Consider the following 17,359-nt stretch of genomic DNA (forward strand, 5'->3'; position numbering starts at 1 on the left):
CGGCATAATTGCGTCCTGAATCGGCTTTGTGCTTAGGCTTGCACGAGGGCCGACACGATGCCGGTCATTTCGATAATGCCACAGGACGTGGCGTTCTTAGACTGTGTTCCTCTATTTCAGCGGATGTCTTTTGTACCAGAAAGCGTAGCGACAGGTACAGATGTTTGAAACCTCTGAAATAGTGATTTAAAACCGCATTCATCTCACCGCCTATGGAGATGGGAGATGAATGCTGAAAGAAGTTAAAAATAGGAAGCGGGCACAAAGGTATGCCCGCCCCTTATTCACTTTACTGTTCTTAATTATTCGCCGCTGACGCGTGCGATTTTACCTTGCTCAATATAAACAAGTAATATTGATATATCTGCTGGGTTTACACCAGAGATTCGCGATGCTTGGGCAATGGAAAGTGGTGTAACTTGTTTTAATTTTTGTCGAGCTTCTGTTGCTAAACCTGAAATAGCATCATAATCAATATTTTCAGGGATTTTTTTATTCTCCATTTTATGAAGCTTTTCAACTTGTTGCAATGCTTTTTCAATATAGCCTTCATATTTAAGCTGAATTTCAATTTGTTCCTTCACTTCATCCGAAAACTCTATGTCTGCTGGAATTAATGAAGAAATTAAACCATAATTCATTTCTGTACGCTTTAATAAATCTGCTCCACGAATACCATCTTTTAGTTCACTGCCACCTACAGAGCGAATAACAGCTTGTGTGGTTTCATTTGGTTTAATAATAACTTCACGAAGACGTGCAATTTCATTTTCAATCAGCTCTTTTTTCTCATTGAATTTTGCATATCTTTCCTCAGTAATCATTCCCATATTAAACCCTTGCTCTACCAAACGTAAATCAGCGTTATCATGACGAAGTAGTAAACGATATTCCGCTCGAGATGTTAGTAAGCGATACGGTTCATTTGTTCCCTTTGTTACTAGATCATCAATTAATACGCCAATATAAGCATCTGAACGGCCTAAGATTAATTCTTCTTTTCCAAGCGCATTAGCAGCAGCATTCATCCCGGCCATTAAGCCTTGAGCTGCCGCTTCCTCGTAACCTGAAGTACCATTGATTTGACCAGCAGTATATAAGCCTTTAATACGTTTTGTTTCTAACGTTGGCCATAATTGTGTTGGCACGATTGCATCGTACTCAATAGCATAGCCAGCACGCATCATTTCTGCTTTCTCTAAGCCTGGAATTGATTTTAGTAAACGTGTTTGTACATGCTCTGGTAAGCTAGTTGATAAACCTTGTACATACACTTCACGTGTATCGCGACCTTCTGGCTCTAAGAAAATTTGGTGGCGCGGTTTATCGTTAAATCGCACAACTTTGTCCTCAATAGAAGGGCAATAACGTGGACCCGTACCTTTAATCATCCCTGAGTACATCGGTGAAAGGTGTAGGTTTGCCTCGATAATTTCATGTGTTTCTAGACTTGTATAAGTCAGCCAGCAAGGTAGTTGATCCATGATGAATTCAGTTGTTTCAAAGCTAAATGCACGTGGAACTTCATCCCCTGGTTGAATCTCTGTTTTATCATAATCAATTGTACGGCTATTCACTCGTGGTGGTGTACCTGTTTTAAAACGCACAAGGTCAAAGCCAATCTCTTTTAAGTTATCTGCTAAACGAATAGAAGGTTGTTGGTTATTAGGACCACTTGAATACTTTATGTCTCCAATAATGATTTCACCGCGAAGGAATGTACCTGTTGTGATAACAACTGTTTTAGCGCGGTAAATAGCACCGATTTGTGTAATAACGCCTTTTACTTCCCCGTCTTCGATAATTAACTCTTCCACCATACCTTGGTGCATTGTTAAGTTTTCAGTTTCCTCCAACACGCGTTTCATTTCTTGTTGGTATAAAACTTTGTCCGCTTGCGCACGTAATGCACGCACAGCAGGACCTTTCCCTGTATTTAACATACGCATTTGAATATGCGTTTTATCAATAACTTTCCCCATGACGCCACCTAATGCGTCAATTTCTCGTACTACGATTCCTTTGGCAGGACCACCAATGGAAGGATTACATGGCATAAATGCAATCATATCTAAATTGATTGTTAACATCAGTGTGTTAGCACCCATTTTGGCTGCGGCGTAAGCAGCTTCAGAACCTGCGTGACCTGCGCCAATTACGATAACATCAAACGTGCCTGCCTCATATTTTGTTGGCATAGCTCGTATCTTCCTTTCTTTAATAAAATTATTTTCCTAAGCAGAACTGTGAAAATAACTGATTGATTAGGCTTTCCTGTACTGTGTCACCTATAATTTCACCAAGTAATTCCCATGTTCTTGTTACATCTATTTGCACCATATCAACAGGTACATCAGCTTGTGCTGCAGCTAATGCATCCTCGACCGTTGCTTGTGCTTGATGAAGTAATGCAATATGTCTTGCATTTGAAACATATGTTAAATCGCCCGCTTCAATTTGCCCTTCAAAGAATAACGCGGCAATCGCTTCCTCTAGTTCTGCGATACCCTCTTCTTGTAAAAGAGAAGTTGTCACAACGCGACGGTTGCCTGCTAGCTCTTTGACTTGTGCTAGATCGATTTTTTGCGGTAGATCTGTTTTATTCACAATAACGATGTAATCCATCGCTTTAATCGTTTCGAATAGACGCTCATCCTCGGCAGTCAATTCTTCGGCGTAGTTTAAAACAAATAAAATTAAATCTGCGCCACGCAACGCCTCACGTGAACGTTCAACACCAATTCGTTCAACGATATCCTCTGTTTCTCGAATACCAGCTGTATCGACTAAACGAAGCGGAACACCACGTACATTCACGTACTCTTCTATAATATCACGAGTTGTCCCTGCTATATCCGTCACAATAGCCTTATTCTCCTGTACTAAACTATTTAAAAGAGAAGATTTCCCAACGTTTGGGCGACCTAAAATCACAGTTGATAGACCCTCTCGTAATATTTTCCCCTGAGAAGATGTTTGCAAAAGTTTTATAATTTCATTTCGTACCCATGTACATTTTTCTACTAATACTGGTACTGTCATTTCTTCTACATCATCATACTCCGGATAATCTATATTAACCTCAACTTGCGCTAATGTCTCTAGTAATGCTTGGCGTAAGTCACCAATTAAACGCGATAATTTGCCATCCATTTGTCCTAACGCTACATTCATCGCTCTATCTGTTTTCGCTCTTATTAAATCCATAACCGCTTCAGCCTGTGATAAATCGATGCGTCCATTTAAAAATGCACGTTTTGTAAATTCACCTGGTTCTGCTAGTCTTGCTCCATTAGTTAATACTAGCTTTAATACACGGTTTACCGAAACAAGTCCCCCGTGACAGTTTATTTCTATTACATCCTCACGAGTGAATGTTTTAGGTCCGCGCATTAATGACAGCATTACTTCCTCTACAACCTCATTCGTTTTTGGATCGACCAAATGTCCATAATGAATTGTATGTGAAGCCTTCGTTGTTAAACTTTTTCCACCAGGCGATCTGAATATTTTATCTGCAATTGAGACTGCTTCGTCCCCACTTAAACGAACAATAGCAATAGCGCCTTCACCCATAGGTGTGGATATCGCAGCAATTGTATCGAACTCCATTTAATGACCTCCTTAACGTTATCCACATGTGGATAAATAAAAACCGACCAATACTTACTAACACCTTAGACTAACATATTTTCTGCAAAATCTAAAGTAAGGATAATTTCCAATTGTGGATAATCAGAAAGCTCTACATTTTAGCACATATTTCGACAAAGGCTACGCACGTTAGAATATTTAATACTTAACTTAAACGAAAACTATACCCTCGGTTGTCCACAATAAAAAATCTTATAGTTAATTGCTTTAACAGATAAAAAATCAAAATCGTCAACGAAATCTTTGTAAATGTTGTGGCGCTTTAAACGAGGGGATTTCCGTTCGGCTACTCGCTTTAGTTTTCAACAACATAAAAAAGTCATTTTATCGTGAAGATAAAATGACTTTAGTTTTGTCTGTATGTTTTTACGAAGCTTAGTCGTTTTTGACAGGTTCAATGACTAAATAACGATTAGGCTCCGTTCCTTCTGAGTATGTTTCAATATCAAGGCGATTTGCCAATTGATTATGAATAACTTTTCTTTCGTACGACTGCATTGGCTCAAACGTTACACGCTGATTTAAGCGAAGTGCTTTATCCGCCATACGATCTGCCAATAACTCCAATGCTTCTTGACGACGTTCACGATAATTTTCTACATCTAATTTCACCATTAAGAACTGCTTAGCACTTTTATTTAACACAAGATGTGTTAATTGCTGCAAGGAATTTAATGTTTGACCACGTTTCCCTATAAGCAGTGCAGCTTTCTCGCTTTTCAGCTGAAATAATACATATTTCCCTTCACGTGTCGTTTCAATTTCAAGATCATGAATATCCAATTGTTTTGCAATGTTTACTAAATAAGACTTTGCATCTTCAATTGGGTTCACCGAGGTATCTTCTCCCTCTTTTTGTTCCTCTACGACTTGTTGAACCGCTTCGATATCATTTAGTTGTTCAGAAACTTGTGAACTTATTGTTTCAACATCATCTATTACTGTCGATTCGACAAATTGAGTTGTATTTTGCTGTTCAGCTTTTTCCGCCTCAATCGTTGGTCGAACCTGTACTTCCTTTACTGTTACACGAACTTCTGCAGATCGTGCCCCAAAACCTAAAAATCCTTTTTTACCTTCTTGTAAAACTTCAACATCTACTTGTTCACGGGTTTTGCCAAGTTTCTGTAACGCTAATGAGATCGCTTCTTGTGTTGTTGCGCCTATTTGCGTAAGTTGTATCACTTTTTAGCCCCTCCATTTTGAGCAGGTTGTGTTTTATCTTTTTTCCAAGGTTTATAAATAAACAGGTTTTGAGCAATCGAAATAATGTTACCGATTACCCAGTATAGTGATAATGCTGCTGGTAATGCCATACCGAAACCAATAATCATAAATGGCATAATGTACATCATTATTTTCATTTGAGGGTTATCCATCGCAGGGCCCGTACGTAAAACGATAAATTGCATTAAACCAGCAGTAATTGCTAATGCCGGTGCAGGATCTGCTAACGGGAAAATAAAGAAATTCCCTAAATCGAATGCAGCTGTAGCATTCATACGACTAATCGCATGGTAGAAACCAATTAAAATTGGCATTTGAATGAATACAGGTAAACATCCAGCAAGTGGATTGACACCAGACTCACTCATAAGCTTCATCATCTCTTGCTGATACTGTTGCTGTGTCTGTGCATCCTTAGAAGCATACTTCTTTTGCAATTCCTTCAGTTTTGGCTGAATTTCTTGCATTTTTTTAGAGCTCTTTGTTTGTTTAATCATCAATGGAAGAATGGCTAAACGAATAATAATCGTTACAACAATAATCCCCCATGCATATGAACCAAGGATATCAGCAAAGTATTTAATCGCTGACACTAATGGCCAAACAATGAATTCATTCCAGAAGCCTGTGCTTTCTTTGGAGATTGGTTCATTGAATTCTGTACAACCAGATAGTAGTAATACTACTGATACTAGCGACAAAATTACCCAAAGTTGTTTCTTCAACCTTCTTCCCCCTACAAATACTATTCACTTTTTCTAAAACTATATGCATTCTCTTCTTTATACATTTACAGTTTCCTGCTACTGAATAAAGTTATCAGTTATTTTATCATGCATATAACGTTTCACTCTACTAAATATTCTAACAATGTACATATATTTGCTAAGTAATGTTACTAATCATTCACATATCCCAGTGAAATCTCACTTCAAAATACCCCTATGTGTATTTTTGGTAATTTCACTTTCGCGCAGAAACGCTTTTATTTCACCACTTTGGTTGCCATCATTATTACGTCTTCTTCAAAACTTTTGCGATTCGTAGTACATGCTGCAAACTTTGTTTTACTTCATGAAAATCCATAGTGGCCGCCGGTTGTCTGGCGATAATAACATAGTCCATATTCTGCTTCACTTCATCTTTTAATTCATGAATACTCTGTCGAATATAGCGCTTAATCTGGTTGCGTGTTACTGCATTCCCAAGTTTTTTGCTAACCGATAATCCTACACGAAACTCTGTTTGTCCCTCTTTTTCTAAAAAATATACGACAAACTGACGATTAGCGAAAGATTTACCTTTCTTAAACACCTTTTGAAAATCATCGTTTTTTTTCACTCGTTGGCGTTTTTTCATTACTTTCACCTGCTACTCGATAGTTATCCTTTAATCCTCATTTCTAGTTTTCCCAAAAATAAAGAAAAAAAAGACCACTGATGTGTCTCAGTGGACTTATTTTAAGCTGATAATACTTTTCTTCCTTTACGACGACGAGCAGCAAGAACTTTGCGACCGTTTTTCGTGCTCATACGTGCGCGGAAACCGTGAACTTTGCTGTGCTTACGTTTCTTTGGTTGGTAAGTACGTTTCATTTATATAGACACCTCCTGAATGAGTTGAATTTTTCAACATACAGACCTGAATATTATATAAAGTAACTAGTTATTTTGTCAATGACTTTTATAAATTTATATATTTGAGCAAATCCTTATCTATATTTCCCTAAAATCCTCTTCTCCTGAATAAAAATAATTATCCACAGAATACTTGTTTTTTTTACACAGAGTTGTGTATAGTATTTTTTGCATATTTTTTTATCCACAACACTTATCTACACCTTTTTCACATACACAGACCTTGTGGACAACTTTGAAGTGCATAAATAAAAGGTATGTGGATAAGTTTCACAAACTATTGAAATAGCTTTGTTTTTCTGATACGATATCTGTGCTTCACTTTGTTGAAAACTGAAATTACTTATTATTTTATCCACAACTGTTAATATGCTGTGGATAATTTTTATCACAGCCTTTGGTTAACTTTTATCCACAACTTGTGAGTTTGTGGACTAGTTGTAAAATGAACGTGTTTACCGTTTCTATAAATGCGCTATTTTTAATTTGTATTGAACTGTAAAGGAGATTAGCAGCTTGGAACATTTAGAAGAACTATGGAATAATGTCCTGGCTCAAGTTGAACAAAAAATTTCTAAACCAAGCTTCGAAACGTGGCTAAAGTCTACTAAACTACTTTCCTACAATGGTAGTGGTTCTACTGTGACGATTGCTGCGCCAAATTCGTTTGCTCGAGACTGGCTTGAGAATCATTATATTCATTTGATTACAGGTATATTAACGGAGCTTACAGGCGAAGACTTGCTTATTAAGTTTGTTGTTCAAAAAAACCAGGATTCGGACGATTTCGATTTACCAGCGCCGATTATCCAAGCAAAAAATGACGATCACCATGATATTTCACCAGGTATGTTAAACCCGAAGTATACTTTTGATACGTTTGTTATTGGCTCTGGTAACCGCTTTGCACATGCTGCCTCGCTAGCTGTTGCAGAAGCACCTGCGAAGGCTTATAACCCGTTCTTTATCTATGGGGGAGTAGGGCTTGGCAAAACACACTTAATGCATGCAATTGGCCATTATGTACTTGAACATAATCCAAATGCAAAGGTAGTCTATTTATCATCTGAAAAATTTACAAATGAATTTATTAACTCAATTCGAGATAATAAGGCACTTGATTTCCGCAATAAATATCGCAATGTAGATGTGCTGCTAATTGATGATATTCAATTTCTAGCTGGAAAAGAATCTACTCAGGAAGAATTTTTCCACACTTTTAATACATTGCATGAAGAATCGAAACAAATTGTTATTTCCAGTGACCGTCCGCCTAAGGAAATTCCGACATTGGAAGATCGTTTACGTTCTCGATTCGAATGGGGGCTAATTACAGATATTGCGCCTCCTGATTTGGAAACTCGTATCGCTATTCTTCGAAAAAAAGCAAAGGCTGATGGTCTAGAAGTGCCAAATGAAGTCATGCTCTATATTGCGAACCAGATTGACTCCAATATTCGGGAGCTTGAAGGTGCGCTTATTCGCGTCGTTGCCTATTCATCGCTTGTTAACAAGGATATTAATGCAACTTTGGCTGCTGAGGCACTAAAGGATATTATTCCTAATTCAAAGCCACGAACTGTCACTATACTAGACATTCAAAATGCAGTAGGTGAGCACTTTAACATTCGTTTAGAGGATTTCGCCGCGAAAAAACGTACAAAATTAATTGCCTTTCCACGTCAAGTCGCGATGTATTTATCTCGCGAATTAACAGATTTTTCGCTGCCGAAAATTGGCGAAGAATTTGGTGGACGCGACCATACTACTGTTATACATGCTCACGAAAAAATATCTTCTATGTTGAAAAATGACGTTCAGCTTCAGCAAGATATTAAACAAATTCGAAGCATGCTAGGGAAATAATACTGTGGACAACCCATACGTTTAAACACAAACTTATACACAGTCTATCTACATGTGGATAGACTGATTTTATTCACTTAAACACACTTATCCACAAATCCACAGGGCCTATTACTATATCTTTTTTATTTTATATAAATAAATAATATAAATATGTGAGGGAAAACGAATGAAATTTGATATTTTACGTGACCGTTTATTAGAGGGTTTAAATGATGTCATGAAAGCCGTAAGTTCTAAAACAACTATTCCAATTTTAACGGGGATTAAAATCGATGTAACAACAGAGGGTATTCGTTTAACAGGTAGTGACGCTGATATTACTATACAAACATTTATTCCAGTTGAAGAAGATGGCCAACAAATAATTCATATTACAGAAACAGGATCAATTGTTGTACAAGCTCGTATGTTTAATGAAATTGTACGTAAGTTACCAACAAATGAGGTTGAAATTCAAGTAACAGCTGGTTTCCAAACTCATATCCGTTCAGGTAAATCTGAATTCCACTTAATTGGCTCAGATGCTACTGAATATCCTTTATTACCTGAATTAACAGAGGATCAAAAATTTACTATTCCTGCAGACCTATTAAAGTCAATTATCCGTGAAACAGTATTTGCTGTTGCCACTTCAGAAAGTAGACCGGTGTTGACAGGTGTAAACTGGCAGATTAAAAACGAAGCGTTAATCTGTGTTGCAACAGATAGCCACCGTTTGGCAAGACGTAAAGTTCAACTGGAAAATTTACCTGAAGTTGAACATAGTGTTGTTATTCCTGGTAAAAGCTTAAATGAGTTAAATAAAGTTTTAGAAGATTCAACAAATCTTGTTCAAATCGTTATTACGAGCCAGCAAGTGTTATTTAAAACTGGAGAAGTATTATTCTTCTCTCGTTTACTTGAAGGTAACTACCCAGATACAACTCGTTTAATCCCAGAAGAATATCAAACAAATCTAACGATTAATGGTAAATCGTTATTACAAGCAATTGATCGTGCATCTCTTGTTGCTCGAGGTGACCGTAATAATGTTGTACGTTTTGAGATTTTTGATAATCAATCTGTTGAAGTTTCTTCTAACTCTCCAGAAATCGGTAAAGTCCAAGAAGAAATTCCTGTTGAGTCATTAGAAGGGGAGAACTTAAAAATTTCTTTCAGTGCGAAGTACATGATGGAAGCATTGAAAGCAATAGATGGTCAAGAAGTAGTCATTCAATTCACAGGAGCTATGAGACCGTTTATTTTACGTTCTGTTCATGACGATGCAATTTTACAGTTGATTTTACCTGTTCGAACTTATTAAATTTCAAACAGTTTTGGTTGGAGAGAATAAACGCCATACCTTCAAGCTCTAAATGCTTTGAAAAACGTTCTGATAGTCGCTAGTTGCGGCTATCTTTTTTTACTTATGGAGGAATTTTAGGTATGATAGAGAGATAGACAGTCTGTATTTGGAGGGGAACTCAACTATGAAGGACATAAAAATTGATGTAGAATTTGTCACATTAGGGCAACTTTTAAAAATGACCGATGCTATTAGCTCTGGTGGCATGGCGAAGTGGTTTTTACATGAAAATGATGTTTATGTAAATGGAGAAATAGATGATCGCCGCGGTCGTAAATTGCGTGATGGTGATATTGTAAATATTCCTGGATGTGGTCGATTTCGTATCGTTGGCACAACTGGACAATAGACTATGCAGATAGAGCAGTTAAAACTTACAAATTACCGTAACTATGATGATTTAGCATTAAACTTCTCTCCAAAAATAAATGTTTTCATTGGTGAAAATGCACAAGGGAAAACAAATGTTATGGAATCTATTTACGTGTTAGCGATGGCTAAATCTCATCGAACAACGAACGATAAAGAATTAATACGTTGGGATACAGACTATGGTAAAATAGAAGGGGCCGTTCAAAAAAGGCATGGTATTTTACCGATTGAGCTTACGATTACGAAAAAAGGCAAAAAAGGTAAGATAAATCATATAGAACAAAGCCGCCTCAGTCATTATATTGGCCAAATGAATGTCGTTATGTTTGCACCTGAAGATTTAAATGTCGTAAAGGGGAGTCCGCAATTACGACGACGTTTTATTGATATGGAGATTGGGCAAATTTCGCCTGTTTATTTGCATGATTTATTAACCTTTCAAAAAATTTTAAAGCAACGTAACCATTTTTTAAAAATGAATCAAGGTAAAAAGATGCCAGATGACGTGATGTACGAAGTTTATAATGAACAATATATTCACGCAGCTACCCAAATTATTCGAAAAAGATTTCAATTTATGGATTTATTGCAAGAGTGGGCAGAGCCAATTCACTCAGGTATTTCACAAGGGAAGGAAACGTTAGCTATTAAATACCGCACAGTAGCGGGTATTGAAAAAGAACATACTTCCAGTGAAATTGAAGGCTATTTGCATAAAAAGCTAATAGAAGCTAAGGACCGTGAGTTTGATCGAGGCGTAACACTAGTTGGTCCACACCGAGATGATTTGCAGTTTTTAGTCAATGGCTACGATGTTCAGACATACGGTTCACAAGGACAGCAACGTACAACTGCTCTTTCATTAAAACTTGCTGAAATCGAGTTAATTAAACAAGAAACAAATGAAACACCCATACTACTTTTAGATGATGTATTGTCGGAACTCGATGATTATCGTCAATCGCATTTATTAAACACCATTCAAGGTGAAGTTCAAACCTTTGTTACGACTACGAGTGTTGATGGAATTCATCATGAAACGATGGAGCATGCACAGCTGTTTCACGTGAAACAAGGAGCGATTGAAGAAAGTTAGCCCGGGGAGTTTTTTAGATTACAAAAGAATGGTAATAGTCAGCTCGGTTGACTGTTCATTCATTTACACACAATGATGTTATGAAGGAGTAGATGAAAGCCGTGGCTATAGAGAACGAAGGTTTACAAAATCAAGCTTATGAAGCTGATCAGATACAGGTATTAGAAGGATTAGAAGCTGTACGTAAAAGACCAGGGATGTATATTGGTTCAACAAGCTCTAAAGGGCTTCACCATTTAGTATGGGAAATTGTTGATAACAGTATTGATGAGGCACTTGCAGGATTTTGTACAGATATAAAAGTAACGATAGAACAGGACAATTGGATTCGTGTAGAGGACAATGGTCGTGGTATTCCGGTAAGTATTCAAGAGAAAATGGGGAAGCCTGCTGTTGAAGTTATTATGACAGTGCTCCATGCTGGAGGTAAGTTTGGCGGTGGAGGATACAAAGTTTCAGGCGGTCTTCATGGTGTAGGGGCATCTGTTGTAAATGCTCTATCAGTTGAGACAATCGTTCAAGTTCATCGTGAAGGTCATATTCATGAAATTAAATTTGAACGTGGAAAAACTATTCAAGAGTTAAAGATTATTGGTGATTCAGATCGTAACGGTACAACTACACGTTTTAAAGCAGACCCTGAAATATTTAAAGAAACGACTGTTTATGAATATGATATTTTAGCTCATCGTATTCGAGAATTAGCGTACTTGAATCGTGGTATTAGGATTACAATTGCTGATGAACGCGAAGGCGAAGAACGTTCTACTACGTATCATTATGAAGGTGGTATTCGTTCTTATGTAGAGCATTTGAATCAATCTAAAGAGCCAATCCATGATCCGATAGATGTTCTTGGAGAAAAGGATGGTATTTCAGTTGAAATTGCCATGCAATATAACGCTGGATTCTCTTCTAATATTTTCTCATTTGCTAATAACATTAATACGTATGAAGGCGGTACACATGAATCTGGTTTTAAAACTGCTCTAACACGTGTTATTAATGATTACGCACGAAAAAATGGACTTTTAAAAGAGTCAGATGCAAATCTTACTGGTGAAGATGTTCGAGAAGGATTAACGGCTATTGTTTCGGTTAAGCATCCAGATCCACAATTTGAAGGACAAACAAAAACAAAGCTTGGTAACTCTGAAGTTAGCCAAATTACTAACTCATTGTTCTCAGATGGTTTTGAACGATTTATGTTAGAAAATCCAACTGTTGCTCGTAAGGTTGTAGAAAAAGGTTTAATGGCTGCTCGTGCACGTGTCGCTGCTAAAAAAGCACGTGAATTTACACGTCGTAAAAATGCACTTGAAGTATCGAGTTTGCCAGGTAAATTAGCTGACTGTTCATCTACAAATCCATCTGAATGCGAAATTTATATCGTTGAGGGTGACTCTGCCGGAGGATCTGCGAAATCTGGACGTGACCGACACTTCCAAGCAATCTTACCGTTACGTGGTAAAATCCTTAACGTTGAAAAAGCACGTTTAGATAAAATTTTATCGAATGCAGAGATCCGTGCAATGATTACAGCATTTGGCACAGGTATTGGTGAAGAGTTTACTTTAGAAAAAGCTCGTTATCATAAAATCGTTATTATGACAGATGCCGATGTTGATGGTGCGCACATCCGCACATTACTTTTAACATTCTTCTTCCGTTTCCTTCGACCTCTCGTAGAGGCAGGTTATATTTATATTGCACAGCCACCTCTTTATCAAGTTAAGCAAGGGAAACATGTTGAGTATTGCTATGATGATGTTACTCTTCAAGAAATTTTAGAACGGTTACCGAAAATGCCAAAACCAAATGTACAACGATACAAAGGTCTTGGAGAAATGAATGCAGAGCAGCTTTGGGAAACTACAATGGATCCTGAGCACCGCACATTGTTACAAGTGGAATTAGATGATGCAATTAAAGCAAACCAAGCATTTGAGCGTTTAATGGGCGATGAAGTTGAACCACGTCGTCAATTTATCGAAGAGAATGCAGTATACGCTAATTTAGATATTTAATTTTTCTTGAGAGGAGGTCTACACTTTGTCAGAACAAGAACGCTCCGGTGTTAAAGGAGTTAATATAACAAAAGAAATTGAAACATCCTTCCTCGATTATGCGATGAGTGTAATCGTTTCTCGTGCATTACCAGACGTACGAGATGGATTAAAGCCTGTACATCGCCGTATTTTATATGGCATGCAGGAACTAGGGAATACAGCTGATAAAGCGTACAAAAAATCAGCACGTATTGTTGGGGACGTAATGGGTAAATATCACCCACATGGTGACTCATCTATATATGATGCAATGGTACGTATGGCGCAAGATTTCAGCTATCGTTACATGTTAGTCGATGGTCATGGTAACTTTGGATCTGTCGATGGCGACGGAGCGGCAGCAATGCGTTATACAGAATCACGTATGTCTCGTATTGCAATGGAAATGCTTCGTGATATCAATAAAGACACAATTGACTATACAGATAACTATGATGGTTCAGAAAAGGAACCTATCGTCCTTCCTAGTCGCTATCCAAACTTATTAGTAAATGGAGCAGCAGGAATTGCAGTTGGTATGGCGACAAATATTCCGCCACATCAACTTGGGGAAACGATAGATGCAGTGATAGCACTTTCAGAAAATCCAGCTATCACAACAGAAGAATTGATGGAAATTATTCCAGGACCTGATTTCCCAACTGGTGGTTTAATTTTAGGTCGTAGTGGTATTCGCCGTGCCTATGATACTGGTCGTGGCTCCATCATTATTCGCGCAAAGGTAGAGATTGAACAAAAATCAAATGGTAAAGAAACAATTCTTATTCATGAATTACCATACCAAGTGAATAAAGCTAAGCTTATTGAAAAAATAGCAGAGCTTGTACGCGATAAAAAAATTGATGGTATTACAAATTTACGTGATGAATCTGACCGACGTGGTATGCGAGTAGTCATTGAAGTTCGTAAAGATGCAAATGCAAATGTAGTTTTAAATAATTTATATAAACAAACAGCTATGCAATCGAGCTTCGGTATTAATATGCTGTCATTAGTAAATGGTCAGCCTAAAGTAATGGGCTTAAAAGAAATGTTGCATCATTATTTAGAGCACCAAAAGGTTATTATTCGTCGTCGTACGGAATTTGAATTAAGGAAAGCGGAAGATCGTGCACATATTTTAGAAGGCTTACGTATTGCTCTTGATCATATTGATGAAATTATTGCTATTATTCGTGGTTCTCGTAGTGGAGATGAAGCGAAACCTCTATTAATGGAGCGATTCAATTTATCTGAACGTCAAGCGCAAGCTATTTTAGATATGCGTTTAGTTCGTTTAAGTGGATTAGAGCGTGAAAAGATTGAAGCAGAATACCAAGAGCTTCAAATATTAATTGCTGAATTAAAAGCAATTTTAGCGGATGAAGCTAAAATTGTTGATATTATTCGCACTGAAATATTAGAAGTAAAAGATCGCTTTAATGATACACGTCGCACTGAAATTACTTCTGGCGGTTTAGAAATGATTGAGGACGAAGATTTAATTCCAGTCGAAAATTCAGTCGTAACTTTAACGCACAATGGTTATATCAAACGTTTAGCTGCGAATACATATCGTAGTCAAAAACGTGGCGGTCGCGGTGTACAAGGTATGGGCACAAATGAAGATGATTTTGTAGAGCATCTTATGAATACTTCTACACATGATACAATTTTATTCTTCACTTCAAAAGGGAAAGTGTTTAGAGCAAAAGGTTATGAAATCCCTGAATTTGGTCGTACAGCGAAGGGATTACCGATTGTGAACTTACTCAATATTGAAAAAGGTGAAAAAGTAACCGCAATGATCCGTGTAGGTTCATTTGATGATGATGCATACTTTATCTTCACTACTAAAACAGGTATTACAAAGCGTACACCAGTATCTCAATTTGCTAATATCCGAACAAACGGCTTAATAGCTATAAGTTTGCGAGAAGATGATGATCTTATTTCTGTTCGTTTAACAGATGGCGAGAAACAAGTGATTATCGGTACTCGTGATGGAATGCTTGTACGTTTCCAAGAGGATGATATCCGTTCAATGGGCCGTACTGCAGGTGGTGTACGAGGTATTAAACTACGTGATGGTGACGAAGTAGTTGGTATGGAAATCATTGAACCGGAACAGGAAATTTTAGTTGTTACAGCAAAAGGTTACGGTAAACGTACATCTGAAGAGGAATATCGTTTACAAAGCCGTGGTGGTGTTGGATTAAAAACAATTCAAATCACTGATAAAAACGGTCCAATGGTAGCTGTAAAAACGGTTGATGGTTCAGAAGATTTAATGCTGATCACAATTAATGGCATGCTAATCCGTATGGATGTGAATGATATTTCATTAATTGGTCGTAGTACACAAGGTGTTCGTTTAATTCGTTTAGGCGATGACGAGCTTGTTGCAACTGTAGCGAAGGTTGAAAAAGAAGAAGAATCGATCGAAGAAGAATCGGACGAAGAAAATGCCCAAGTAGAAGAATAATAAAAAGACCGATGACGACAGCTAATGTTTGCCGTTCATCGGTTTTTTTTACATAAATCATGAAAAATAAGTAATTATTTTGAATTCCATGATAAAATAAATTTAATCTTATATTTATGCAAGTGAAATAGTGAAGAGGAGTTAATTGCGTGGAAACTATATATGTCCCAATTTCGGAGTTACGCATTGGTAAAGTAATTTCTGAAGATATTTTTGCTAATACACAATATCCAATAATTTTTAAAAACACAATAATTTCTCACGATCATTTACAAGTTTTTTTTGCTTTTAATATTTCAAGAGTTCCTGTTTATAAAGAAGGTGTAGAAACTCAATCAGAAGTAAAAGAAACAGATTTAATTGTTCCAACAGAACCTATACCGACTTTTAGAAAGATTTATGACAACTCAGTTGAACAGTTTAAAAAGGAATTTAAAAATTGGGAAGCTGGTGCAAAGGTAGATATTGCGAAAGCGCGCAAAATTATTTTGCCACTATTAGAAATGTTTTTAGAAGATCGTACAGTAATTTTTGATTTAAATGAGTTTTCAAATCCAAAAGACTATTTGTACCACCATTGTGTAGCAACAGCATTGATTTCTTCGGTGATTGCACAAAAATTAGGCTATGACAAAGGAATTACAATTCAAGTTGCAATTGGTGGGTTATTAGCTGATTGTGGAATGGCAAAAGTTCATCCGCGTATCCGCGATAAAAAAACAACCTTAACAGAGCATGAGTTTAATGAAATTTATAAGCATCCGATTTATAGCTATAATATGGTCAAAGATGTAACAATCTTAAAGGATACAATGAAAGAGGCTATTTTCCAGCACCACGAGCGTTTAAACGGTAGTGGTTATCCGAAAGGAGAAAAAATCGCTAATATTTCTACTTTCGCTCAAATTATCGCTGTTGCAGATGTATTCCATGCAATGACATGTGAGCGAGTGTATAGAACAAAGCAATCTTCTTTTAAAGTCATAGAGATGATTAATGAATCTGAATTTGGGAAGTTCGATATTAAAGTAGTACGTGCACTGATAGATATTGTTGCTGACCTTCCTATAGGGACAATCGTTGAACTATCTAATCTGGAACAAGGCGAAGTGATGTTTGTAAATAAATTTGCACCAACTCGACCACTTATTAAATTAAGCCAATCAGGGGAGATATTTGATTTAAGTAAAAATCGTACCTTCTATATTTCACGTATTATAACAAATTTATAATAGTTGAAAGGCAACCCATTTACATTGGAGTTTGCCTTTTTTATTTTTAATTCGATCGATAAATTATATAGGTGATAAAACAAAAGTATCAACAAAGACTTCAACGTTTAAATGAAGCGAGCTAAGTACGAGAAGATGGATCTCATAAAAACAAGTCACATAGAGAAATAAGTTCTTTGAAATTAGTTAACTTCTTTAAGCAAGTGTTTTATGTAACGTAAGTGAAGCGTCAGCTACTGAAGTTTCCACTTCCAGACTAATCCTCTGAACATATTGGTATAGACGAATAATAGATTTTAAAAAACTATTAATTAATTTTGAGAAAGTGTTGACATAGTTTTAGATTCTTGGTATTATTAATGAGTCGCCAAGAGGTGGCGTTAAAAAAGATTAA

The 17,359-nt window shown here is 36.8% G+C and carries 13 protein-coding genes; 7 read left to right on the forward strand and 6 right to left on the reverse strand.

The genetic code is table 11. The features are described 5' to 3' along the window. Nucleotides 1-302: 302 nt before the first annotated feature. From mnmG to rpmH, 6 genes are all read right to left on the reverse strand, one after another. Entirely contained in the window at nt 303-2,198 is a 1,896-nt protein-coding gene (gene mnmG, locus AC3WSO_RS24235) for a tRNA uridine-5-carboxymethylaminomethyl(34) synthesis enzyme MnmG (RefSeq protein WP_492534203.1), read from the reverse strand. Between the two features lie 28 nt (nt 2,199-2,226). Next, complete coding sequence (mnmE, locus tag AC3WSO_RS24240; protein WP_492534205.1) at nt 2,227-3,612, reverse strand: tRNA uridine-5-carboxymethylaminomethyl(34) synthesis GTPase MnmE; 1,386 nt, start codon at nt 3,610-3,612, stop codon at nt 2,227-2,229. Nucleotides 3,613-4,029: 417 nt separating this feature from the next. After that, the gene (gene jag, locus AC3WSO_RS24245; RefSeq protein WP_492534207.1) at nt 4,030-4,839 is read right to left on the reverse strand and encodes an RNA-binding cell elongation regulator Jag/EloR; all 810 of its coding nucleotides are present in this window, start codon (nt 4,837-4,839) and stop codon (nt 4,030-4,032) included. Beyond that, nucleotides 4,836-5,606, reverse strand: a complete 771-nt coding sequence (gene yidC, locus AC3WSO_RS24250) for a membrane protein insertase YidC (RefSeq protein WP_492534209.1) — start codon at nt 5,604-5,606, stop codon at nt 4,836-4,838. The genes jag and yidC overlap by 4 nt, the downstream gene beginning before the upstream one ends. Before the next feature lie 289 nt (nt 5,607-5,895). Then, nucleotides 5,896-6,240 (reverse strand): ribonuclease P protein component, encoded by a 345-nt coding sequence (rnpA, locus tag AC3WSO_RS24255; RefSeq protein WP_197142962.1) that lies wholly within the window; start codon nt 6,238-6,240, stop codon nt 5,896-5,898. A gap of 101 nt (nt 6,241-6,341) precedes the next feature. Further along, nucleotides 6,342-6,476: a 50S ribosomal protein L34 gene (gene rpmH / locus AC3WSO_RS24260; protein ID WP_004233310.1), complete on the reverse strand. Its 135-nt coding sequence runs from the start codon at nt 6,474-6,476 to the stop codon at nt 6,342-6,344. Between the two features lie 558 nt (nt 6,477-7,034). On the opposite strand from rpmH, the gene dnaA reads away from it, so the two are divergent. The 7 genes from dnaA to AC3WSO_RS24295 all read left to right on the forward strand — a co-directional run bounded on the left by dnaA (nt 7,035) and on the right by AC3WSO_RS24295 (nt 16,965). Continuing rightward, a complete protein-coding gene (dnaA, locus tag AC3WSO_RS24265) occupies nt 7,035-8,384 on the forward strand; it encodes a chromosomal replication initiator protein DnaA (RefSeq protein WP_197142963.1) in 1,350 nt (449 codons plus the stop codon). 169 nt (nt 8,385-8,553) lie between these two features. Further along, nucleotides 8,554-9,690, forward strand: a complete 1,137-nt coding sequence (gene dnaN / locus AC3WSO_RS24270; protein WP_197142964.1) for a DNA polymerase III subunit beta — start codon at nt 8,554-8,556, stop codon at nt 9,688-9,690. Nucleotides 9,691-9,856: 166 nt separating this feature from the next. Continuing rightward, nucleotides 9,857-10,081, forward strand: a complete 225-nt coding sequence (gene yaaA, locus AC3WSO_RS24275) for a S4 domain-containing protein YaaA (protein WP_197142965.1) — start codon at nt 9,857-9,859, stop codon at nt 10,079-10,081. A gap of 3 nt (nt 10,082-10,084) precedes the next feature. After that, on the forward strand, nt 10,085-11,200 hold the full coding sequence (gene recF / locus AC3WSO_RS24280) for a DNA replication/repair protein RecF (RefSeq protein ID WP_492534211.1): 1,116 nt from the start codon (nt 10,085-10,087) through the stop codon (nt 11,198-11,200). Nucleotides 11,201-11,292: 92 nt separating this feature from the next. After that, nucleotides 11,293-13,227, forward strand: coding sequence for a DNA topoisomerase (ATP-hydrolyzing) subunit B (gene gyrB / locus AC3WSO_RS24285; protein WP_492534213.1), 1,935 nt, complete (start codon nt 11,293-11,295; stop codon nt 13,225-13,227). 25 nt (nt 13,228-13,252) lie between these two features. After that, entirely contained in the window at nt 13,253-15,733 is a 2,481-nt protein-coding gene (gyrA, locus tag AC3WSO_RS24290) for a DNA gyrase subunit A (protein ID WP_492534215.1), read from the forward strand. Between the two features lie 149 nt (nt 15,734-15,882). Continuing rightward, a complete protein-coding gene (locus AC3WSO_RS24295) occupies nt 15,883-16,965 on the forward strand; it encodes an HD-GYP domain-containing protein (protein WP_492534216.1) in 1,083 nt (360 codons plus the stop codon). Nucleotides 16,966-17,359: the final 394 nt, after the last annotated feature.

This window comes from Lysinibacillus sp. EB106-09-02-XG168 (assembly GCF_058791475.1).